The organism is Stappia albiluteola (assembly GCF_014050225.1).
Classification (GTDB): Bacteria; Pseudomonadota; Alphaproteobacteria; order Rhizobiales; family Stappiaceae; genus Hongsoonwoonella; species Hongsoonwoonella albiluteola.
This window is the reverse complement of record NZ_JACFXV010000029.1, coordinates 20,746-42,999: the sequence shown is the minus strand read 5'-3', so window position 1 is coordinate 42,999 and position 22,254 is coordinate 20,746. Positions and strand designations below refer to the sequence as shown.

At 64.2% G+C, this 22,254-nt stretch carries 23 protein-coding genes and 1 tRNA gene; 9 read left to right on the top strand and 15 right to left on the bottom strand.

The features are described 5' to 3' along the window. Position 1: 1 nt before the first annotated feature. From fliF to H2509_RS01050, 4 genes are all read right to left on the bottom strand, one after another. Complete coding sequence (fliF, locus tag H2509_RS01065; RefSeq protein ID WP_182161429.1) at positions 2-1,633, bottom strand: flagellar basal-body MS-ring/collar protein FliF; 1,632 nt, start codon at positions 1,631-1,633, stop codon at positions 2-4. Positions 1,634-2,163: 530 nt separating this feature from the next. Beyond that, positions 2,164-2,439: a CtrA inhibitor SciP gene (gene sciP, locus H2509_RS01060; protein ID WP_182161427.1), complete on the bottom strand. Its 276-nt coding sequence runs from the start codon at positions 2,437-2,439 to the stop codon at positions 2,164-2,166. Between the two features lie 141 nt (positions 2,440-2,580). Beyond that, entirely contained in the window at positions 2,581-3,243 is a 663-nt protein-coding gene (locus tag H2509_RS01055) for a flagellar hook assembly protein FlgD (protein ID WP_182161425.1), read from the bottom strand. Positions 3,244-3,288: 45 nt separating this feature from the next. Beyond that, positions 3,289-5,247 carry a flagellar hook-length control protein FliK gene (locus H2509_RS01050; protein WP_182161423.1) on the bottom strand — a complete coding sequence of 653 codons (1,959 nt, stop codon included), beginning with the start codon at positions 5,245-5,247 and terminating at the stop codon, positions 3,289-3,291. 456 nt (positions 5,248-5,703) lie between these two features. Here H2509_RS01050 and mnmA point away from each other — a divergent pair, with 456 nt between their 5' ends. The 3 genes from mnmA (at position 5,704) to H2509_RS01035 (ending at position 7,851) form a co-directional block, all read left to right on the top strand. After that, positions 5,704-6,897, top strand: coding sequence for a tRNA 2-thiouridine(34) synthase MnmA (gene mnmA, locus H2509_RS01045; protein ID WP_182161421.1), 1,194 nt, complete (start codon positions 5,704-5,706; stop codon positions 6,895-6,897). Then, positions 6,894-7,601: a class I SAM-dependent methyltransferase gene (locus H2509_RS01040; RefSeq protein WP_182161419.1), complete on the top strand. Its 708-nt coding sequence runs from the start codon at positions 6,894-6,896 to the stop codon at positions 7,599-7,601. The genes mnmA and H2509_RS01040 overlap by 4 nt, the downstream gene beginning before the upstream one ends. Positions 7,602-7,774: 173 nt before the next feature. Further along, a tRNA-Met gene (locus H2509_RS01035) sits at positions 7,775-7,851 on the top strand. Positions 7,852-7,981: 130 nt separating this feature from the next. Here H2509_RS01035 and H2509_RS01030 read toward each other — a convergent pair. The 6 genes from H2509_RS01030 to nirK form a co-directional block, all read right to left on the bottom strand. Continuing rightward, complete coding sequence (locus H2509_RS01030; protein ID WP_182161417.1) at positions 7,982-8,434, bottom strand: hypothetical protein; 453 nt, start codon at positions 8,432-8,434, stop codon at positions 7,982-7,984. Next, entirely contained in the window at positions 8,431-9,591 is a 1,161-nt protein-coding gene (locus H2509_RS01025; RefSeq protein WP_182161415.1) for an NnrS family protein, read from the bottom strand. Before H2509_RS01025 ends, H2509_RS01030 begins: the two co-directional genes overlap by 4 nt. Before the next feature lie 73 nt (positions 9,592-9,664). Next, positions 9,665-10,096, bottom strand: coding sequence for a pseudoazurin (locus tag H2509_RS01020; protein WP_182161413.1), 432 nt, complete (start codon positions 10,094-10,096; stop codon positions 9,665-9,667). Between the two features lie 109 nt (positions 10,097-10,205). Further along, positions 10,206-10,547, bottom strand: a complete 342-nt coding sequence (locus tag H2509_RS01015; protein WP_182161411.1) for a hypothetical protein — start codon at positions 10,545-10,547, stop codon at positions 10,206-10,208. Positions 10,548-10,552: 5 nt separating this feature from the next. Then, positions 10,553-11,365 (bottom strand): SUMF1/EgtB/PvdO family nonheme iron enzyme, encoded by an 813-nt coding sequence (locus H2509_RS01010; RefSeq protein ID WP_182161409.1) that lies wholly within the window; start codon positions 11,363-11,365, stop codon positions 10,553-10,555. Positions 11,366-11,428: 63 nt separating this feature from the next. After that, the gene (nirK, locus tag H2509_RS01005) at positions 11,429-12,556 is read right to left on the bottom strand and encodes a copper-containing nitrite reductase (protein ID WP_182161399.1); all 1,128 of its coding nucleotides are present in this window, start codon (positions 12,554-12,556) and stop codon (positions 11,429-11,431) included. A gap of 195 nt (positions 12,557-12,751) precedes the next feature. On the opposite strand from nirK, the gene H2509_RS01000 reads away from it, so the two are divergent. Beyond that, a complete protein-coding gene (locus tag H2509_RS01000) occupies positions 12,752-13,453 on the top strand; it encodes a Crp/Fnr family transcriptional regulator (protein WP_182161397.1) in 702 nt (233 codons plus the stop codon). Positions 13,454-13,527: 74 nt separating this feature from the next. After that, the gene (locus tag H2509_RS00995) at positions 13,528-13,842 is read left to right on the top strand and encodes a DUF2249 domain-containing protein (RefSeq protein ID WP_182161395.1); all 315 of its coding nucleotides are present in this window, start codon (positions 13,528-13,530) and stop codon (positions 13,840-13,842) included. A gap of 168 nt (positions 13,843-14,010) precedes the next feature. Here the strand turns inward: H2509_RS00995 and mog are convergent, their stop codons facing one another. The 4 genes from mog to ubiT all read right to left on the bottom strand — a co-directional run bounded on the left by mog (position 14,011) and on the right by ubiT (position 17,070). Then, the gene (gene mog / locus H2509_RS00990) at positions 14,011-14,541 is read right to left on the bottom strand and encodes a molybdopterin adenylyltransferase (RefSeq protein WP_182161393.1); all 531 of its coding nucleotides are present in this window, start codon (positions 14,539-14,541) and stop codon (positions 14,011-14,013) included. Positions 14,542-14,621: 80 nt separating this feature from the next. Further along, complete coding sequence (gene ubiV, locus H2509_RS00985; protein WP_182161391.1) at positions 14,622-15,524, bottom strand: ubiquinone anaerobic biosynthesis protein UbiV; 903 nt, start codon at positions 15,522-15,524, stop codon at positions 14,622-14,624. A 5-nt stretch (positions 15,525-15,529) separates the two neighbouring features. Further along, positions 15,530-16,519, bottom strand: a complete 990-nt coding sequence (gene ubiU / locus H2509_RS00980) for a ubiquinone anaerobic biosynthesis protein UbiU (RefSeq protein WP_182161389.1) — start codon at positions 16,517-16,519, stop codon at positions 15,530-15,532. Beyond that, positions 16,516-17,070 (bottom strand): ubiquinone anaerobic biosynthesis accessory factor UbiT, encoded by a 555-nt coding sequence (gene ubiT / locus H2509_RS00975; protein WP_182161387.1) that lies wholly within the window; start codon positions 17,068-17,070, stop codon positions 16,516-16,518. The genes ubiU and ubiT overlap by 4 nt, the downstream gene beginning before the upstream one ends. A gap of 110 nt (positions 17,071-17,180) precedes the next feature. Here ubiT and H2509_RS00970 point away from each other — a divergent pair, with 110 nt between their 5' ends. Both H2509_RS00970 and H2509_RS00965 read left to right on the top strand, forming a co-directional pair. Next, positions 17,181-18,689 (top strand): UbiD family decarboxylase, encoded by a 1,509-nt coding sequence (locus H2509_RS00970; RefSeq protein WP_182161385.1) that lies wholly within the window; start codon positions 17,181-17,183, stop codon positions 18,687-18,689. After that, complete coding sequence (locus H2509_RS00965; protein ID WP_182161383.1) at positions 18,686-19,267, top strand: UbiX family flavin prenyltransferase; 582 nt, start codon at positions 18,686-18,688, stop codon at positions 19,265-19,267. The genes H2509_RS00970 and H2509_RS00965 overlap by 4 nt, the downstream gene beginning before the upstream one ends. On the opposite strand, the gene H2509_RS00960 is transcribed toward H2509_RS00965, so the two are convergent. Then, a complete protein-coding gene (locus H2509_RS00960; protein ID WP_182161381.1) occupies positions 19,256-19,501 on the bottom strand; it encodes a DUF1858 domain-containing protein in 246 nt (81 codons plus the stop codon). The two genes, H2509_RS00965 and H2509_RS00960, sit on opposite strands and share 12 nt — an antisense overlap. Positions 19,502-19,635: 134 nt before the next feature. Between H2509_RS00960 and hemN the strand changes: the two genes are divergently transcribed. Both hemN and H2509_RS00950 read left to right on the top strand, forming a co-directional pair. After that, complete coding sequence (hemN, locus tag H2509_RS00955) at positions 19,636-21,000, top strand: oxygen-independent coproporphyrinogen III oxidase (protein ID WP_182161379.1); 1,365 nt, start codon at positions 19,636-19,638, stop codon at positions 20,998-21,000. 37 nt (positions 21,001-21,037) lie between these two features. After that, the gene (locus tag H2509_RS00950) at positions 21,038-22,210 is read left to right on the top strand and encodes an NnrS family protein (RefSeq protein WP_182161377.1); all 1,173 of its coding nucleotides are present in this window, start codon (positions 21,038-21,040) and stop codon (positions 22,208-22,210) included. Positions 22,211-22,254 lie beyond the last annotated feature (44 nt).

Here is a 22,254-nt window from a genome sequence, read left to right as displayed (position 1 = left end):
CCTATGCCGCCTCGTTCAACCAGCTACGGATGATGGAAACCGCCTCCTTGGGGTAGTCCTCGATCATCTCGCCAACCTTGGTGATGGTCGCAACCTGAACCGCGCCCTCGGCCTGGGCTTCCTCAAGCCACTGGATGCGATGCTCGCGCTCGACTTCCGGTTCCGGCAGCATCTGTTGCTGCGTATCGGCCATTGCCATGGCATCTATCGGCCTGCCATCGGCGCCGACCAGCATGGGTTGGGCGGGTTCTTCGGGAGTGAGCATCTTCTTCATCAAGGGGCGCAGGACGAAAAGCGACAGCAGGAGCGCGACCAGCAGAAGGACGCCAAGTTCGATGAACCGCATGACGTCGGCGCGGGTAAAGTCGAAGAGGCTTGCCTCCACTTCCGGCGGCAGGCTGTCCGGCGCTTCCGCGAAACGCAGATTCACCACCTCGACCGTATCGCCGCGCGCCTTGCTGAAACCGACCGCGGAACGGACCAGAGTGGCGATCCGCTCAAGTTCTTCCGCGGAACGAGGCTCGTAGACAAGCTCGCCATTTCCGTTCGGCGAATAGACGCCATCGACCAGAACCGCGACAGACAGGCGCTTGACGCCTCCTGCCTCGATAACCTCCGTCTTGGTGGATTTGGAGATCTCGTAATTCACGATCTCCTCGTTCAGGTTGGTGACGTCGCGATTGCCGGCACCGCCCTGCCCGCCGTCCGCGCCGGGCAACTGGTTGCCCGCCGTGACGCCGCCCTGCCGCCCGAGGGTGGATGAATTTTCTTCCTTGGTCTGCGTGGAGCGCACCACCTGGCTTTCAGGATCATAGCTTTCCTGGGTCTCGGTGATGCGGTTGTAGTCGACCTCGGCCGCGACACGAACCCGCGAGCGGCCGATCCCGACGACGCTGTCGACAATCTCCTCCACCTGCTGGCGAAGGCGCGCTTCCATCATCTGCGTCTTTTCCTGCAAGGAGGTCGCAAGCGCCGATTCGCCATCGTCGCCGGCGCCGCTCGCCAGCAGCCGGCCGCTCTCGTCGACGATGGAGATGTATTGCGGCGACAGTCCTTCGACCGCCGTGGCCACAAGATGCTGGATCGCCCTTACCTGCCCCGGGTCGAGAGCTCCCCTGACCTTCAGCACGATGGAGGCGGATGGCTGCTGACGATCGCGCTGAAAGAGCTGGCGCTCGGGCATGACCAGGTGAACGCGGGCCGTAACGATGCGCCCGATGGACCGGATCGTGCGGGCAAGTTCGCCTTCGAGCGCGCGCAAATGATTGATATTCTGGACAAAGCTCGTCGAGCCGAGCGTATCCGTCTTGTCGAAGATTTCGTAACCCATCGAACCGCCGGTGGGCAGCCCCTGTTCGGCGAGGCGGATGCGGAGACGGAAGACATCGTCGCCCGGCACGAGGATCGTTGCACCTTCGTCGCGGATCTCGTGGGGAATCGCCTGGCTTTCGAGTTGGGAAATGACTGCGGAAGAATCTTCCAGCGTCAGATCGGTATAGAGCGGAACCAATTGCGGTGCCGTGATCCTGAAAATGATCGTTGCGAAAATACCAATCAGAACGGCTGCGACCGCGCCCATCGCCGCCAGCCGCGTCGGTCCCAAAGTCTTCAAGAGTTCAGCAATCGCTTTCACCGCCCAACCCGCTCGCTACCGGTTACCCAGAAGACCCGGCCGTTCGGAAGGACAGGGGGTAGAAGGATGGTGACGTCCCCCCGAACAGCCGGTAGGCAAAATTTGCCTGCGAGATGGTAAACAAGGTGTTAACGCGCGTTTACGAATTCCTAAGATTGAAGCAAATTGGCAGAAATCCGCCTTTAAATCCCGGAAAGCGCTCGGCAAATTCGTTCCACAGCGTTAACCATCCGCGCCGATCAGACTGACTGCGGGCGAGTGAGTCGCAAACTGCCGTCACGAAAGCCTCATCGCGCTTGGCGGAGGGCGTTTTCTCATGCCGCAGCGCCGGCGCGCAGGCCGATTTCAGGGACGAAATTTCAGGGGTGAAGGCGTCGGGTAGCCGGTTCGGTCCGTGGCCACGGCCGAAATGACGGAACCGGCACGCCGGAAAAATTATATGCGGCAGGGCTTTGCCATGCGCTCCAAAGCAAACAGCGCCGAGCGGGCGCGAGCCCGTTCGACGCTGCAGAATCTTCGACCCGCAGAGGTTAGTTGCGGTATTGCTGGACGCGTGTCGCGCGAAGTCCGGCAAGGCCATGGCGCTCGATCGAGCTTTGCCAGGACAGGAATTCCTCGACCGTAAGCGTATACCGCTGGCAGGCTTCATCCAGTGAAAGGAGCCCGCCTCGTACCGCAGCAACGACTTCGGCCTTCCGACGGATCACCCAACGACGGGTATTGGCCGGAGGAAGATCGGAAATGGTCAGCGGACTTCCGTCCGGACCGATAACATATTTGACGCGTGAACTCGTAGGTTCGGTCATTGTACTCTCACACTCACCATGACCAGGTTGATAGTGAGAGTAGCCAAACGGTTTTAAGAATTACCTAAACTGCAAATAACAATTCGGTAATAATTTGAATGACTCAGCGGGTACCAATCCTCCCGCGCGGATATCTTGGGTTCACGCCCTTCTGCCGATGGCGACGACCTGTCCGGGGAACACCCGAGTACCACCGACGTCAAGGATTGGCGACCCGGTGGAAAAGTCGACGCTGTCGACCGTCCGCTTCAATTGCACCGGTATGTTGGTACCCGGCGTCCCGTCGCCACTCAACGTATAGACCGAAAGCAGATAGTCGCCGTTTTCCTGTTGCCTGCCATCAGGTGACAGGCCATCCCAGCGGAAGCTGTTCTCGCCTGCTTCGACCGTGTCCGTGCCCTTGTATACCTCCTCTCCTGCCGCATTGTAGATGTATACCAAGACGTCCTCGGCCTTTTCCGCTTCGAATTTCCACTGGGCGCTCGACCCGTTCAGGCTCGAAATGCTGACGTCGACCGTCACTTCGCTACCGATGTAATTCACGAAGCTGGAGGCATTCAGCGAGTTGATCGAGTTCAGGATGGTTTCCAACTGATCATTCGCCTTGATCTGCTGCTCGACCGACGAAAACTGGACCAACTGCTCCGTGTATTGCGAAGCATCCGCAGGGCTGAGCGGATCCTGGTTCCTGATCTGCGTGGTCAATATCGACAGGAACAGCTCATAGTTGTTGCTGAGCGCGGACTGGCTGGCATTGGAAGAGGCATTGGTGGCGGCGTTGGTATTCGAAACGGCTGAAACCATGTCGGCTCCTTCTGGCGGCCGCTGCTGCGCGACCGTCCGTGAATCTTAGACCTGAATATCGAGAGCTCCGGCGGCGCCACGCACATAGACGCGCCTCAGGTCGCGGTCGGCTTCGTCGGGGCCCACCTCCGACCTCGCGATCCCTCCACCATTATTCCCTTTGCCGCCTTCATCTCTTTCGTGATGGTCGGCAAAGGACGGAGAATTGCCTTGATCCTTCAGTGAAAATTGCAGGGCATCCTGCTCGACCTTCAGCCCGGCCGCATCGAGCGCCCGTTCAAGGCCACGCTGGTCGCGCAAGAACAGATCGAGGGTCTCACTGCGCTCCACCGTCAGGTGGGCCTTGACCACGCCGTCGGAGGTTATCTTCAGCTCCACATCGACGCGGCCAAGCTCGGGCGGATCGAGACGGATCTGAAAGCGGTTCGAGCCTTGAGACACATGCCTGGCGATGTGGAGGGCAATTTGCGGCGCGACCTGCGCGGCCTGCGGCAATTGCTGCGCCGACTGGGAGGGCTGGCGCGCCGCAATTCCGTCGGACGTCTGCGGTTGAATGCGGAACAGGTCGGACGGCGTCAGAGGGTCGCCATTTTCATCCCTGACGTCGCCTCGCCCCACACCACGAACCGTCTCAGCGAAGGCCAGGGCGGCCTGCGAAACGCCCAGGCGCCGATCATGGGTTGAGGGCGCGTTGTCGTTGCGGGCATCCGATCCCTTGCCGCGCTCCTTGTCGCCGCCCGACTCCGGCGCCCCGTCTACCTGATCGCCCTCTGCCTCAAGGCTTGCGTAATCCGCTCCTTCGTCCTGCAGGGCCGGATCGACAAGCGAGGATACTGGCCGCAGAACAGGCTGTGGCTGGCTCGATGTCGTCTGGTTGGGGGCGGCTGCACGAGTTGATGGCTCGCCATCCTCGGCCTTCGCATCCTCCGCCGAACCGGACTGCGCTATAGTAGCGGGCCCCTCGGTAGTCTGCCGTTCTTGCGCCTCGACAGGGTCGCCGATCACCTCATCCTTCTGCGACACAGGGACTTGCGCCGGCTGTGAGGCCGTGGCTGCCGATTTCACATCCTCTGTTGTCGCGGCCTCGACACCCGATCCGGCCGTCTGCTGAACGAGCGGGGCGGCAGATGGAAGCTGGGTGACTTCGTCCCCTGCGTCGTCTGCGTCAACCTTCAGCGCCTTACCGGCCGCGTCAGGCGCGATTGGAATACCGGCGGCCTCTGCGGCCAGCGCCCCCGTCTCTCCAAGCAGCGGCTTTTCCGCGGCCCCGGACGGGATCGCAAAATCGGCGACGCCCCCCGTAATGTCACCCGCTGCATCCGGAGCCGAGAGCGACGGCGCACTCGCTGGGCCTGCCGGGATTTGAGCCTGTTCCGGCCGCCCTGCCGCACCGGCGGGCAGCAAGGGCGCCTCACCGGATGCGCTGCCGCCCGGCAGCGAATTCGCGATGACCGGACCTTCGATCCTCCTCACTTCCAGCGGCTGGCCGTCCAGTCCGAGGATGATCTCGACGATCGGGGACTGCTCCTGCTGTTTTCGGCGCTCGAGCGCTTCCAGCAGTTGCGCAATTTCATCGTTTACCTCTTCCCGCTCCTCGGGATAGAGGATCGCGATGCCGCGCCCGTCCTCGATTGCCTGGGCAACGGCGAGGGTCTCCAGACTGGGCAGTTCCGGCTCGTTGCTTTCCGTGTATGGCGTCCCTGAAACCTGGCTCAGTCCGCCGATCGCCCCATTGGCAATCGCGACGTCCTGGAACGGCAGCTGATAGCTCACCGGCTCCAGGGACCCATCGGGCTGCAGCGCAAGGACCCTCACCTGGGTCAGCGCGGCACTAACCGGCGCCCCCGCATCGGCACCGGGCGCTCCAATGACCTGCCTAAGACCCGCCGCCTGCAGAAGCGCGGGAAAGCCTCCGCCGGCGACCGACTTCGCTCCACCTCCAGACAGCTGGGGGAACAAACCGGCGGCCTTCTGCGGGCCAGCAATCAGTCCGGGTATACTCAAGGGCCTCTCCACCCATTCGGCTCACCGCATCCGCAACGACGGTCGGGACGCAAGATCTCGCAGTCATGTCAGCAAGAGGCGGGCCAATTCACGGAAGCGGAGAAACCGGCGGAAATGCTGCGTTTCCGGGGCGATGGGAGATGAGACGATCCAGCCTTTGGGCAAGGCTTGCCGGGTCTGCGGCAAATGCTGCCGGGTGGGACGGGCACAGCATCACCCGCCCGATCCGCTTGGGCTTGGCCTTGGACACCGCCTTCCTTTATAGTGCCCCCAACAAACGGGCTTGCGGTCGGCGTTCCCTCCACCTGCACACTCTATTGTGTACCGTTGAGGAACCTGCCTGCGGAACATGCCCTGCAACGGACAGCCGCCGGTGAACAGCGGCGGTCGTCCCCAATCGATCGAAAAGCCGGATGCGACGCGGACAATCCGCCCCGGCCTGCCGAGGAAGATGAAATGCTCAACAGTCTGGATCTCCCCAGGCGCCCCGAGGACACGCGCGTCGTCGTAGCCATGTCGGGAGGTGTCGATTCCTCCGTCGTGGCCGGGTTGATGAAGCGGGAAGGCTATGATGTCATCGGCGTCACGCTGCAGCTTTACGATCACGGCGAAGCGGTGCACCGCGCCGGCGCGTGCTGTGCGGGCCAGGACATTCACGACGCGCGGCGGGTTGCCGAGCGGCTGGGCATCCCCCACTACGTGCTGGACTACGAAAAGCGCTTCAAGGAAGCGGTGATCGATCAGTTCGCCGAGAGCTATATTGCCGGCGAAACGCCGATTCCCTGCGTCGCCTGCAATCAGACGGTGAAGTTCTCCGATCTTCTGGAGACGGCCAAAGCGCTCGGCGCCGACGTGCTTGCGACCGGCCATTACGTGCGTTCGCAGCTTGTCAACGGGCAGCGGGCGCTGATGCGGCCGGTGGATCTCGACCGTGACCAGAGCTATTTCCTCTTTGCCACGACGCGGGACCAGCTCGATTTCCTGCGCTTTCCCCTCGGCGGCATGACGAAGCCCGAAGTGCGGGAACTGGCGCGCGAATTCGGTCTGTCCGTTGCGGAGAAGCAGGACAGCCAGGACATCTGCTTCGTGCCGCAGGGCAAATATTCCGACGTGATCGAGCGGCTGAAGCCGGGTGCCGCCGAACCGGGCGACATCGTGCATCTCGACGGCCGCGTCCTCGGCCGCCACGACGGCATCATTCACTACACGATCGGCCAGCGGCGCGGCATCGGCGTGGCGACAGGCGAACCGCTCTATGTCGTGCATCTCGACGCGGAGGGAAGCCGCGTCATCGTCGGGCCCCGCGAGGCTCTTGCCACACGCTCGATCGACCTGCGCAACGTCAACTGGATCGGCGACGGTACCCTGGAAGACCTGCCGGAGAGCGGTCTTGAAGTCTATGCGAAGGTCCGCTCCACGCGCCCGCCCAAGCCGGCGATCCTGAAAGCCGTCAATGGACAGGTATCGGTGGAGCTGGTCGATGGCGAGACCGGCGTTGCGCCAGGTCAGGCCTGCGTCTTCTTCGACAGCGACCAGGCGGAGGCCCGCGTTCTGGGCGGCGGCTGGATTGGCCGCACGCGCCGGTCCGTTGACGGAGACATGAAGAGCGGAAACCGCGCCGAAGCCGACCTCCAGGTGGCGAACGGATGAGCGAAAGCCTGTCCGTCAGCCAGACGCTTCGACGCCTGCGCCAGCGCTGGGAAAGTCTGGTGCGACGCTCGCCGCGGCGACCCGGCTCGCATGCAAGTCTTTCATCGGTCACCTCGGCTTATGCCCGCTGGGCGCCCGTCTATGACGTCGTGTTCAACCTGCCGCTCTCCTTTGGGCGAAAAGCAGCCGTAGCCGAAGCCAACCGCACTCGCGGCAAGGCGCTGGAGGTGGGCGTCGGCACTGGCCTTTCCCTGCCCGACTATGACGGGCGCCTCACGGTTTCCGGTATCGACATTTCGGAAGACATGCTCGTCCGCGCCCGTCGGCGCGTCGCGGACAGGAAGCTCGCCAATATCGCCGAATTGCGCGCAATGGATGCCGGCGATCTTGCCTACGAGGATGCCAGCTTCGACGTCGCCGTCGTGATGTATGTGATGACGGTGGTTCCGGATCCCGCTTCCGTCCTGCGCGAGCTTGAGCGCGTCGTCCGGCCGGGCGGCACGGTGATCATCGTCAACCACTTCGCGTCGGAACGCGGCCTGCGGGCCGTCGTCGAGCGCGGACTTGCCGCCTTCGGCTCGCGCCTCGGCTGGGATCCGCTTTTCCCGAAGGAACGTATTCTGAAGAACACGCGGATGACCCTCCTCTCCGAAAAGCCCGTGGCTCCCATGGGTCTGTTTTCGGTGCTGGTTTTCCAGCGATAGGGCCAATCCCCCGGGCCGCCTCGCCTCCGCGCTACCGGCAAGAAGAGCTCCGGCGAGATGGCAGCTAGGCGCCGAGGCCAGGCGTCGTGGAAAGCGTCGATACCAGCTTGACAGGCAACCGGCGCCCACCCTATATGCTCCCAGCCCGCGCGGGAAACTTCCCGCAGCATTGGGGCGGAGTAGCTCAGCCGGTTAGAGCAGCGGAATCATAATCCGCGTGTCGGGGGTTCGAGTCCCTCCTCCGCTACCACCTTCAAAAGTCAATAAAAATCAGATAATTGCAGCGAATGGACACCTTCCCGCTGTGATGCGTCGCACGCCAGCATAGGCGGAGAGACGATGGCGCACGCATTCTGCATCCAATGTCGCGACGGGCGATATTACTCGAAATTCGTCGCTGCGGGCCGCTGGCCCTTCTGCCCGGCGTTCTTTCCCTCATCGACCAGCCACAGTGCAGGTGCCGCGACATGAAACGCAAGAGCACCTGCCTGTATCAGACCCGGCTGGGTGCCGAACCGGGCGAAGTGCCCGGTCAGCGGCACGCCGCAAAAGACCGTTGCAATGGCGGCGTCTGAAATCGCGAAGAGCAGCAGTGCGCCCGATCCGACGGTGACGGCATGCACGACCGTCCAGTCAGGCGAGAGACGCGGAAGAACCAGCGCCACGCTCGCCATCGAAACGGCGACGAAAAGCGCCGCTTCCCCCATCGCGCCGGGCAGTGGCCCGGCCACCGGATCGAGATAGTGGGTCCGCAGCGGTCCGCTTGCCAGATAGGCGGCGAGGAGAAGCGCATGATGCATCGCAATGCCTGTGGCAAGAGCGACCGTCTTCATGACAGTTTCGGCCGCGCCAGCAACATGCGCCCGTAGCCGAGGGTGAACAGCAGGTAGGCGCCGGCCCATGTCAGTCCCGCGCACTCGATCGCGTGGACCATCCATCCCCCCGCATACGGTGCCGCCACCCGTGCCGCCGCGCCGAGAAGTACGAGGGCGAATATCGCGATTTCAAGCGCACCGGCCGCAAGTGCCTGTCCGGAATGCCCACGGCTTGCACGCGTCATAACCGCAAGGGTCATGGTGCCGAAGGTTCCCACCGTCCAGACGTGGACCGCGGCAACCGGATCGACAGCGCCCGGAAGCAATATCGACGCGGCTATGGCGAGAAAGCCGGCTGGAATCGTGGCAAAGGCGATATGCAGAATCAGAAGCAGGGGGTCGGCCCGCGTGCCGAGGCCACGCCATCTGGCAAGCCTCACGGCCGACAGAAGGCCGGCGAGCGCAAGTGCGGCGGCCGTCGCCGGGGCCTCGGGAAAGGCCGCCCAGGTCGCCAGGGCAAGGCCACCGACAAGCACGGATACCGCATCGAAGCGGGAAAACGGGACCGGCAGCCGTGCCTCCTTTCGCGCGGCCAGCCAGTTGCGCGTGAAGGCGGGGACGATGCGGCCGCCGATCAGCATGACGAGGAGCACCACCAGCCCGACCGACGCCCGCAGAGAATTGTCGGCGGCACCCGTCACTCCGGCCTCAAGATGGAAGGCCAGATTGGCGAGCCCCAGTGCCGCCACGACCGCCACGATGCGAAGATTGCGGTAGTTGCCTGCGGCAATGACCTCACGCGCAAACACCGCAACCAGGGCCGCGGGGAACAGAAGGTCGGCAACCATCGCCACATTCGGGCCGATGATGGCGGAGGAGGATACGGCCGCCCGGCCGAAGGCCCAAAACATCACCAGGGCGAAAAGTTCCATGCCGGCGACCGGCGGACGGCCCGTCCAGTTCGAGACCGCCGTGAGGGCAAAGCCGGCGATGATCGCCATGACGCCGCCGAATATCAATGCGTGCACATGCCAGTCCCTTGGCGAAAGGGTGGTCGGCAGTTCGAGCCCCCAAAAATAGACCGGTATCCAGACAAGCACGGATACCGCCATGGCGAGGGCGCCAAGCAGGAAGAAGGGGCGGAACCCGCCAGAGAGCCAATAAGGGCCGGTCATTTCAGTCATCCGGAATGGGTGAAAGCGGCGGCGCGCTGGCTGAGGAGGCGCGCGCCGCCGGGAAAGCTCCAGGTCAGATGTCGCCCAGGATATCGGTGAACTTCTTGCCGGCCTTGCCGGGGTTCTTTACCGCCTTCACGGCATCGAGGTTCACAGGCTCGCCGACGACGACTGCCGCGATCATGCCCATGCCGAGATGCGGCTTGCATTTGATGCCGTAGACGCCGGGTTGGGTGAAGGTGACGGTCACATCCTGCCCCATCTTGCCCACGAACGGCTCGGCACCGTCCGGCAGCATGCCCTTGATCGTCTCGGCATTATGCCCCGCGTCGGTGGCCTTGAACGTGACAGTGTCACCCGGAGCCACCTTGATCAGATCCGGTTCGAATACCATCACGCCCTTTTCGCCCTTGTTGAGCATCCTGACTTCGTGGTCTGCCGCAAGGGCCGAGGTTCCGGCGGTCAGCACGGCGGCAATGGCAAGGGCGATCGTCTTCGTCTTCATCGTCTCTTCTCCTGAGCGGGCCACCGCGGCCCGTTGGAAGGTGTTTTATCGACGGCCCGTCCGGCCAACGTTGTGCCAGGACAAATTCGAGGGCGTTTCGCCTTGGAGGCTACCGATTCCCGCCCGCCATAGCGGCCAGCATCTCAAGGATCGCGGCTCCTTCTGCCGCCGTCGCCGAGATGACGCGGAAACTGTCGGCCATTTCGGCGACCTCATCCGGGCCGAGCGAGTCGTCCTCCAGATCGCCCAGGAATTCGAGATATTGCCGCAGTCTTCGCCGCCGTTCTCGCGCCCCTTCGATGAGCCGTCGCCGCGTGCGCCGGCTTTCGAACTCGGCGAACACGGCGACGGTGCGCTCGACCTCTTCCTGGCAGGCGCAGGGAAGCCCCATCTCGTGCAGCACCCGCGACAGGCGCTCAAGAAGTGCTGCGTCATGTGCCGGGGTCGTCATGGCGATCAGAGTCCGAGCCAGCCCCGCCAGCCGCCTTCGTCGCGCACAAGCCGGATGCCGAGATTGGCTGGCGGAATACCGACCGAGCAGGCGCCGGCCTTGGGGTCGCGGAAAAACGCCGTCATATAGGCCCGGTGCTGCCCTTCCGCGATACGGACGCCGCAGTTTTCCGTAGTGTCGCCCGTGTCGAGCCGGTGACGGATGTAGCAGGTGCTGGTCCATTCCCAGACATTGCCGGAAAGATCCTGCAGGCCATGCTCGTTCTCACCGTAGGCGCCGAGGGGCTGCGGATCCGGCTCAACCGCCTCCTGCCCGGAAGATTCTGCATCGTAGGTCGCGATCCACCGCTTCGATGGATTGGCGGGATCGCTCACCTCGGTCCATGCGTCGTCGCGGTATCTCGTTCCGGCGGCGAGCGCCCACTCCCGGTCGGTCGGAAGGCGCCAGCGCTCTCCCGTCTCGCCGGAGAGCCATCTGGCATAGGCGACGGCATCGTTGTAACTGAGGCCAACCGCAGGGCGATCTGCGGGGGTCGCCTTGTCGAGAGGATCGCACGCGGCAGCGGCAACGCAGCGTTCATAGTCGCCGCGGGTGACCTGGCGCCTCATGATCGAGATTTCCCCCTCGGAGCGGATCTCGCCGATCGGCCCGTTCACCGGCACCGTAGCGGACAGGAATTCGCCGGGCTCGCGATAGCGCACCTCGACATTCTCGATCCGGACAACTCCGTCGTCCTGAGGTTTTGGCGTGAAGCCCTGCAGCGCTGCCATTGCCGTGAGGCCTGCGGCAGCCAGAATACCAAGGCGTTGCCTGCGCATGGGATTCTCCAAATTTAACGAAAAAGGCCCGCCCAGGCGGGCGGGCCTCAAGGTGGCCGGCGCTTACTGACCGACGATCGGGCCAGGGGCGGTGACCTGTTTCATCAGGTCGTCGTTCCACTCGCCCTCGACCTTGACATGGGCGGTAGCGCCAAGCTCAGCGGCCTCGATCAGATTGTGGTTCACATAGGCGTAGATGCCGGGCTGCAGGAATGTGTAGGTTGCAACGCCTGCGCTGCCGCCCGCAACGAACCAGGTTTCGAGGTCCTTCTCCGGCGCATTGGTGAACTTGCCACGCTCCCAGACGTAATCGCCGTGGCCGCCGATCAGGTGCGGGCGGGTGTCGCGGTTGGCGGTCGAGTGGATGAAGAGCACCGTCTCGCCGACGTTGGCCGTCATCGCCTTCTCTCCCGTCAGCGCACCCTTTGCCCCGTTGAAGACCACATGCGTCGGGACGAGACCCTTCATCACCTCCACTGTGTCGGCGTAGGAATCGCCGGGGGTTTCATAGTCGATATAGTCCCCTTCCGCGTCCCTCGGGATGTAGAGGTCGAACTCGCCGATCGTATAGGCCTTGTCATACTTGACCGGGTTTCCGGCTTCGTCCTTCAGGCCTTCGCGCGGCAACACCATGATGGTGCCGCTCATGCCGCTCACCACATGCCACGGCACCATTCCCGGAGGGGCACAGTGATAGACGAAGGTGCCCTGCCGTGTCGCCTTGAAGCGAAGGGTGGCTTGCTCCCCGGGGTTGATCAAAGTCAACTGAGCACCGCCGAGCGCGCCGGTCGCCGCGTGGAAATCGATGTTGTGCGGCATCGAATTCGTCTCGGGATTGATCAATGTCAGTTCGACATAGTCACCCTCGTGCACCACCATGGTCGGTCCGGGCATGCTGCCATCGAAGGTCATTGCCTGGAAGGTCGTGCCCTCGTCGTCGACCACGATCTCCTTCTCCTCGATGGTCATGGTGAACTCGACGACCTTGGGGCCGCCGACAGCGACCTGATCGTGCTCCATCACGGCCGGCGGAGCGAGGAGTTTGGCCTTGACGCGCGGCAGGTTTACGGTCTGGTCCGCCTGTGCGACCGCCTTCAAGGTCGGGTTGGGGCCTTCCTCCGCTATGGCCGGCGCCCCTGCCATCAGGGCAGCCAGGGCAACGCCGATCAGGGCTGTATGGCGGGTCAGCATGGCTTGGTTCCTTTCCTCGTTGACGGCTCGATTGCCGTTGAGAGGGAGAAAACACCCATTCGCGCGGACGGTTTTTGCGAAAAGGCAAACTCAGGTCAGGTTATCGGCCAAATCGGCAGTACCTTTCCCTCCAACGCCAGCATGCTATTCAAGCGGGAAGCAGCCGTTGTATGATCCGCGCAGCCGGAGGAAGGAATGCCGCAAAGAAAGCTCGACCGTTCCCTGATCAGGGATCTCAGCATCTTCAGGTCGATGACCGACGAAGATCTGGACGCCGTCCTTTCGACTGCCTCAGCGCGCCAGGTTGCCGACGGAAAGACCGTGTTCGAGCAGGGTCAGACAGCGACGGAGTTCTTTGCCCTGCTCCATGGCAGGCTGAAAGTCGTCCAGACCACTGTCGACGGCCAGCAGGTCGTCGTCCGCCACGTAAGCCCGGGCGATATCTTCGGAATCGCAAGAGCGATGCGCCGGACGGACTTCCCCGCAACAGCAATTGCAGTCGTCGACAGCCTCATGCTCGCCTGGCCTTCCAGCCAGTGGGAATCGTTCATAGCACGCAGCCCGGTCCTGGCCATGAATGCCCTCCAGACGGTCGGGCAACGGCTTCAGGATGCCCACACCCGAATCCGCGAGCTCTCCACGGAGGAAGTCGAGCGCCGCGTCGCCCATGCGCTGCTCAGGCTCGTGCAGCAGGCGGGCAGAAAGACCGATGAAGGCATCCTGATCGATTTCCCGATCACCAGGCAGGACATCGCAGAGATGACGGGCACGACCCTGCACACCGTCAGCCGGGTGATGACCGGCTGGGAAGCAAAGGGCCTCGTCGCGAGCGCCCGCAAGAAGGTGCTGGTCAAGGACGCTCACAAGCTTCATGTGCTTGCCGAAAAACCGGAATAGTTTGCTGCGCGACAACGTTGGGCGGCACACCCGCAGCTACTGAGACTCCCGCATACAATCTCGGGAGTCCCGTCATGTCCGCATCCATCGCAGAAACGCCAAGCATAGATCTTCGCCCGCTTCCCCGGCCCCAGCGTCATGTGCTCGTTTTCCGGCACTTCGAAGCCTTGGCCCCCGGCGAGGCGTTCGAACTGGTCAACGACCACGACCCGCTCGGCCTCCTGCATCAGTTCCACGAGTTGCTTTCGGGTCAATTTACCTGGGACTACCGAAAGCAGGGACCGGAGGAGTGGCGCGTCGTCCTCGGTCGGACGGAAACCGCCGTCGCGGCACCGCACGTCCATGACGCCGGCTGCGGGTGCGGGTCTTCGGGTGGAGGGGGCAACTAGAGCGATGATCCTGGAGCGATCGCGAACTTGCAAATCGCTCTGACCGAAGGGAATTCGGCGGTGCCTCTCTGACGGAGGCACCGCCGCTTTCGTTTCTTGAGGTCCGGCTTTTCCGCCTGCCCTCGTCCTCGCGCTCAGGCCAGGCGCGGCAACGGAAAGCGTGAGCACCTATTTCGGTCGAAAAGCGGCGACGATTTCCGGGCGCGTCTCGATCCGCGCCGCCCCGATCAGATCGAGACAATAGGGGATCGCCGGAAAAACCGCAGCCAGGCAAACCGCAATCGAAGCTGGCTTCCCGGGCAGATTGACGATCAACGACCGCCCCCGGGTTCCGGCTGTTTGCCTGGAGAGGATGGCCGTGGGCACATGTTCGAGGCTGACGCGGCGCATCAGTTCTCCGAAACCGGGAAGTTCCCTCTCCACCACGGCCAGCGTTGCCTCCGGCGTGAGATCGCGGGGAGACGGTCCGGTGCCCCCTGTCGTCAGCACGAGATCGGCTCCCTCGCGATCGCAGAGTTCGAGCAGGCTTCCGCTGACGCTCCCGATCCCGTCCGGCACGACCAGCCTGATCGCCCGCCATGGGCTCGATATCGCCGCGTCCAGCCATGCATGAACGGAGGGGCCCCCGAGATCCTCGTACTCTCCTGAACTCGCCCGGTCCGAAACAGTGACAATGGCAATGCAGGCTGGCCTCGACATGGCGGCTCCTCAAATCGCTTTGCGCGACAATCGCGCGATAAAGGGCAGGCTGAAGCTCCCCAATGGGTATCCTGTCATCATCAGGCCGGGGCTGCGATCGTGCATCCCGGCACGCCCCTGGGATAGCCGTCCACGAGTTCGCCGGGAAGCTCCATGGCGGAGAGTTGCCGGAGCGCTTCGGTGCGCGTCATCGCTCCGTCGAGGACCGCCCGATAGACCTTGCCGACGGATGCCATGTCGATCGCAGCCTGAGGCGAGAGCCTGAGGCGCCGCACGCCTGTATTCAGCGCTTCCGGTTCCGTCGGCAGCCAGGCCTGGACGCCATGCGACAGGGTCTGGATCCCGTTCGCCGCGAGGAACGGCCGGCCTTCCAGCGTATCCACTGCCACTCCGTCCGGATCCTTCTCGCAAACGAACTGACAGGAGTCCTTGTGAAGGCCATGCAGCCGGGCATGATAACAGCGGCTGGACAGCGCAAGTGGCAACCGCCCGAAGGCGAAGATCTCCGTTTCGACGTCGGGGCATGCCGCTGCAATTGCGGAGGCCGATGCCAGCGTCAGCTCGACCGGCAGGCAGAGCGTGGTCGCGCCGCGCGCGGCGAAAAATGCCGCCGTTCCTTCATTGTAGATGTTGACGAAGGGGCCTGCCACGAAAGGCCGCCCCGCCCTGCCGGGAAGGGCCGTCAGGTCGTTGATTTCGACCATGCGCGCATCCCCGCAGATCTCGGCGATGGATTTCCGCTCGCGCACGGTGCCAGGCAATGCCAGCGTGGAGAGCACGACCTCGATGCCGGCCTCTTCGAGCAACTCGATCGCGTCCGGCCAGACCGGATCCGAGAACGGCATCCGCTTGCCGCAGACGACTTCGCCGATATGGACGCGGTCGAACACGCCGGACGCTGCGATGCCGCGGTAAAACGCGATCAGCCGTTCGGCGCTCCAGTTAAAAAGGACGGGCCCGAGCGTAAGGCGAACCTGGGGCATACGCGTTACCTCCATTGCTTCCGGTAAGCGCCGGAAGTCTGGCGTCCGCCCTCGACGAGCCTTGCGAGAATGCGCTCCGCCTCCACCGGATCGCGCCCGGCCTCCACGGCGTCCACCACGGCGCGGAACGTGCGCACCACTTCCGCGACATAGCCCTTGCCGCGCTGCCGCCCCTCGATCTTCAGCGCGGTGACCCCGGCGGTGGCGAGTCGCTCGACAAGGCCTGCCGCGTTGAGGCTGACCGGATCCTCGAAAAGATAGGAAGCCTTGCCCTGGACCACGAACCTGCCCTTGCAGAGCGTCGGGTAGCCGGCGGCCTCGTCAGGCGCGAAGCGGTCGATCGCGAAGCCGGCAAGGCGCGCCGTCTTCCCTTGCGCGTCGTCTTCGTAGGCCACATGCTCCGGCGGCGAGCAGACACCCGACAGGTTCGGAGAACGGCCGGTCGCATAGGATGACAGCGAACACCGTCCCTCGGTCATCGGACACAGGCCGCCGAAGACGAACACTTCCGTCTCCACATCGATCGCCTTGTTGAGGACCGCGATCTCCTCCACGGAAAGCACGCGCGGCAGCACGACGCGCTTCACGCCGAAGGTTTTCGCATAGAAGCCTATGGCCTCCGGCGTGGCGGCCGCCGCCTGAACGGAGAGATGCAGCCGCAAGCCGGGATGTTTCGACGCTGCATGGTCCAGGACGGCAATGTCGGCAAGGATCACGGCGTCGGCGCCGCTATCCTCGGCCACGGCGACGGCGCGTTTCCAGGGATCGGCGGCTCCCGCCTTCGCGAAGGTATTGATCGCGACCAGGACCTTTGCCCCGCGCGCATGGGCAAAGGCGACGGCGTCATTGAGTTCGTCGGGCGAGAAATTGAGGCCCGGGAAGTTGCGCGCGTTCGTCTCGTCGCGGAAGCCGCAATAGACGGAATGGGCACCTGCCTCGACTGCGGCGCGCAGGGCGGCCGGCGTTCCGGCCGGACATACGAGTTCGAGGCTCATGGGGTCACCTCGTCGAGCGGCATTCCGGCCATGCGCCTCAGCTTTGAAAGAACCTTGGGTACGCGGAAATCGGCGACCCGGCCAAGACCTCCGCTCAGGCCAAGCAGATCGGAAGGCTTGAGTTCGGCGTCCTCGATCGCGTTGCGCAATGCAAGCAGGGCGTCGGTGCGCCCGCTCACCGCGATCGTCCGGTCGAAGAACAGGGCGTCGCCGTCCAGAGTGCCGTCGAGCAGGCCCAGAAGAGCGAGGATCGGCCCGCGCACATGGACATCCCCTTCGAATTGCCCCCGCGCACTCACCGCCACGGTGGCGCGAACGCCGTTCGGCACCATCCGGAACGAAAGGCCGAGGTCGGTCGGGGCGATCACGAAGGATCTCGTGCGGTGTTCATTCAGGCGCGAGAATATCTCGGGCCGGCGTCGCGCCAGATCGCGGACGGCCCGTGTCAGCACCGCGCCAAGAGGCATGGCGCCAAGCTCCCGGACGAGTGGGGGCGGGTTTGCCAGGCGTCTCAACAGGCCGGGCAGTTCGCCGGTTACGGGTTCAACCATGCGTCGCTCCTTCGAGACCCTGCTTAGTCGAGGCTGGAGCGGCGGTATTTGTCCTGGCGCAAAGAAAGCGGGATATCCGGATGGCAGGGTGCACGCCCCCGGAGACGCGCATGCATACAAGAAAGCTGCCCCCCTTCCCTGACCTCAAGACCTTCGTCGATTACCAGACCGGCCTCGGAAATTGCGAGCGTATCGGGCTTCCGGTGGACGTTCGCCTGGAGGCGGCGGAAATCCATCGCAGGATCATCGCGCAAGGCGGACCGGTTCTTCGGTTCGACGAACCTGTATGCGAGGGGAGCCCAATCCCGGTGCCGCTCGTCGTCAACCTGTTCGGCACGCGCGAGAGGGTGGCCGCCGGGCTTGGGACCGACATGGCCGGGCTGGGCGCGCTCGGCCGGATGATGGCCTGGATGCGCTCACCCCGTCCACCAACGACGCTTGCGGAGGCCCGAAGCGCCTTCCCCGCAGCTCGCTCTGCCTTGCGTTCGCGCCACCGTATCGTTCGCGACACCGTGCCGCTTGTCGCCGTCCCACCCGACCTCGGCCGGCTTCCCGTCCAGACCTGCTGGCCCGGCGACGCAGGACCGCTGATCACCTGGCCCGTGGTGGTCACGCGGCCGCCTGGGCCCGACAACCCATCCGCCTACAATCTCGGCGTCTACCGGATGCAGGTTCTGGATCGCGACCGGGCCATCATACGGTGGCTCCCCATGCGCGGCGGCGCGGCGCATCACCGGGAATGGATGCGCAAGGAGGCGGAGATGCCTGTAGCCGTCGTGATCGGCGCGGATCCGGCAACGATGCTCGCCGCCGTCATGCCCGCGCCGGAAGGTGTCAGCGAACTCGCGCTGGCGGGGGTGGTAGGCGGGCGGCGCCCCGACCTCGTGGCCTGCCGCTCCATCCCGCTGCACGTTCCAGCCAGCGCGGAAATCGTCCTGGAGGGTACCGTTTCGGCCTCGGAAACTGCCATGGAGGGTCCATTTGGTGACCATACAGGATACTACAATCGACCAGAGTCCTTCCCCGTATTCCGGCTCAGGCACATCCGCATGCGACAGGATGCGGTCTATCTCAGCACCTTTACCGGGCGCGCGCCCGACGAACCGTCGGTGATCGGCGACGCAATGCTGGAAGTGTTCAAGCCCCTCCTGCGGCAACAACTGCCGGAGGTGCTCGACATCTGGCTGCCGCCCGAGGCATGCTCGTACCGGATTGCGGTCATCGCCATCGACAAGCGTTATCCCGGCCAGGCCCGGCGCGTCATGATGGGCCTGTGGTCCCTTCTGCCGCAATTCACCATGACAAAATTGCTGATCGTGATCGATGGCGACGTCGACATCCGCTCCTGGAGCGACGTGATGTGGGCGGTGGCGACCCGCATGGACCCCTCGCGCGACCTCGTCACCATAAACCGCACTCCCATCGACCACCTCGACTTCGCCTCCCCCCTACCGGGCCTTGGTGGCAAGCTCGGCATCGACGCCACGCGCAAGATCGGCAGCGAGACCACACGCGACTGGGGCGAGACCCTCGTCATGGACGCAGCCACCGCACGCCGCGTCGAGGACCGATGGAATGAACTCTTTGGCGCGACCAGCATGGTCGGGAGGGCATCATGAGGATCGTGGTCGGCGCAACCGGAGCGTCCGGCTCCATGCTTGCCCTTGAAACGCTGCGCCAACTGCGGGACGCGGGCGCCGAGACGCATCTCGTCGTCTCCGCCTCGGCCCCCGTCACCATCGCGCACGAACTCGGGTCCCATGGGCTTGAACAACTGCACGATATGGCGACAGCCGTTCACGAGGCGACCGACATCGCCGCTCCGATCGCCAGCGGCTCCTTCGATACGGACGGAATGATCGTCGCGCCCTGCTCCATGCGGACGCTCTCGGCGATCGCGCATGGCTTCGGTGACGGCCTGCTCACCCGCGCCGCCGATGTGACGCTCAAGGAGCGCCGCAGGCTGGTACTTTTGCCGCGCGAAGCGCCCCTGCACGAAATCCACCTGAATTCGATGCTGACGCTGTCGCGCATGGGGGTGGTGATCGCGCCACCCGTCCCGCATTTCTATGCGAAACCGCAAACGATTGAGGATGCGGTCCGGGAAATCGCGGCGCGGGCGCTGATCTGGCTTGGCATCGACCCCGGGGAGCGGATGACGCGGTGGGACGGTGTTCAGTCCGTCTCAGGAGACTGAGCCTCCGCTGGCCGCGGAACCTTCGGCAATCACGCCGTTGACCTCGGCGAGGAACTCGTCCAGCGGCACGCCATGTTCGTGACAGGCTTCACGAACGTCATGCAGCCGTACCACCGGGCAGCCTATGCACATCATCTTCCGGCGGATGAAGATCGGAATAGTCACCTTGTAGGTGGTCATGAGGTCGTCGAGAATCGTCTCGGCGGTGATGGGAACTGCAAGGGCCGTCGACATGCTCGGGTCTCCTTCTCTTGGGTTTGAAGGATAGACCTGCGACATCCTGTCTTCTTTGCGCGGGAGCAACGAGCGGACGCAATTCGCGGGCTATCGCTTGGTCAAGAACGGACAGCCCGACGGATACCCTCGCCATGAATGCGCCTTTTCTTCCCGCTCCCACACTGCTCGACACCGCGCGCCGCATGGTGCCCCGATATACGTCCTATCCAACTGCCCCGCATTTTTCGGCAAAGGTGGATGCCGGCACATATGGCGGCTGGCTGGAAAAGGTGCGCGAGACCGGCGAGGCAATCTCGCTCTACCTGCATGTCCCCTTCTGCCGAACCATCTGCAACTATTGCGGCTGCACTACCAAGGCGGCGCTGCGGGACGACCCGGTCCGCGCCTATGCCGCGGTCATTCACGATGAGATCGCCCTGCTTGCCGACCGGCTTGGCCCTGTCGCGGTGTCTCATATCCACTGGGGCGGCGGTACGCCGAATATCCTGCCGCCCGACTGTTTCGCGGCGATCGTGCAAGACCTTCAGGATCGCTTCCGTTTCCGGCCCGACATGGAGCATGCGATCGAACTCGACCCGCGCCATGTAACGGCGGAAGGTGCAAGGCGCCTTGCCGCTCTCGGCATCAACCGGGCGAGCCTCGGGGTTCAGACCCTCGACCCGGCAGTGCAGAAGGCGATCGCCCGCATCCAGCCGTTGCCTGTCGTCGAAGCCTCCTTCGCTGCCTTGCGCGAGGCAGGGATCACGGCGATCAATGCCGACCTGATGTACGGTCTTCCGCTCCAGAACCTCGACGTCATTCGCGACACGACCGAGCGCGTCGTCGAGTTGCGGCCAAGCCGCTTCGCCATATTCGGCTATGCCCACGTGCCCTGGATGAAATCTCATCAAAGGCTCATCGACGAAGCGACGCTGCCGGACGCCGAGGCCCGTATCCGGCAGGCCGCACTTGCCCGGGAAATTCTGGAGGACAGCGGCTATGTCGAAATCGGCATCGACCACTTCGCCCTTCCGGACGACCCGCTGACTGCTGCCCAGAACGAGGGCCGGCTGCACCGGAACTTCCAGGGTTATACCGACGACGCGGCAACGACGCTGATCGGCATCGGAGCCTCGTCTATCAGCAAAACACCCTGGGGCTTTGTCCAGAACGCGCCGGATAATCATGGCTGGCGGCGGGCTATCGAGTCCGGCCGGCTACCGACGGCCCGCGGCAAGGCCTATGAGGGTGACGACCGCCTACGCGCCGACGTTATCGAGGAACTGCTGTGTCGGTTCGAGGTGAGCCTCACGGAAGTCGCCGCCCGGCACGGCGAGACCCTCGAGGCCTTCAGCGAGGACATCCGCAGGCTGGCCCCGCTGGAAAGGGCCGGATGGGTGGCGACAGAAGGCGGCCGGGTGCGGATCCTCAGACACCGCCACGAGATCGCCCGTGTGGTCGCGTCCGAATTCGACGCCTATCTCGGGCGCGGTGGACGGCATTCGGCAGCGGTGTAAAACCGCGCCGAACCCTGCCGGCCAGGAAAAACCGATCATGTCTGCCTCCTCGTCGCTCGCTGCCCGCCGCGCCCGCTCCGATGCTGGATGGCTCTTTTCCGCCTCGTTCCGGCCTTTCTTCTTCGGGGCCTCGACGCTGGCGGTCGTCTCCATACCCTTATGGGTATGGATGTATCTGACGGGTGTCGCGGAAGTGGCAGGCATGCCCGCAATGGCATGGCACGCCCATGAAATGGTTTTCGGCTTCCTGCCCGCCGTGATGGCCGGCTACCTCTTGTCAGCCACGCCGAACTGGTCGGGAAAGCTGCCCGCTTCCGGGAAACCGCTTGCCCTGCTGTTCGCGTTGTGGGCGGCCGGAAGGATAGTGCCGCTCCTCGCGCCTTTGCCGCTGGCTGTCGCTGCCGACGCGGCATTCCCTGTCGTGGTGACGCTGGCGCTTGTTCGGGAAGCGCGGGTGAAGGCCCCGAGACAGTCGCGCCATGGCCTCATGCTCTTCCCGGTACTTGCGGTTGCGTCGGTCGCTCACCGACTCCTGGCCGCCGACTACGACACGGCCTCGATGCTCGCAAGGGTCGGCGTCGCCGTCGCGGTGCTGCTGATCTCCGCCGTCGGCGGGCGGCTCGTCCCGAGCCTGACGCGCAACGCGCTCGCAAACCGCGGCGCGGACAGGGTGCCGGAGCCCTATGGCCGCTACGACGTGGCCTTGCTTGCCGTCATTTTCCCGGCTCTGGCTGCTTGGGCAATAACTCCCGCGTACTGGCTTTCCACGGCCCTACTCGGTCTTGCCGCGATCCTTCAAGGCATCCGCCTGTTCAGGTGGCGCGGCTGGCTTGTCCGCCAGTTCGACGTCCTGGCGCTGCATGCCGGCTACCTTTGGGTGGTCGTCGGGACCGCCTTGGCTGCAATGACCGGAGAACCGTTCGGATTCGTACCGCCGGACACCGCGCTCCATGCATTTACCGCCGGCGCGATCGGCTGCATGACGATGGCGGTGATGACCCGGCTCAGCACCTCCCGGGGTATCGGTACGAAGGCCGGCGAACTGCCATGCGCCATCGCTCTCGCCGCAGTGAACCTGTCGGCGGTGGCCCGCGTCTCGGCACCGATGCTCGGCGAAAGCTATGCCGGCCTGTTGGTCGCGGGATCCGCGCTCTGGGCCTTGGCGTGGCTGCTTTTCTGTGCAGCCCAGTTGGGCGCCCGCTTCAAGTGACGGGCCAGACGCCGGACACCGCCCCGACGCCCATTGCGGTCAGA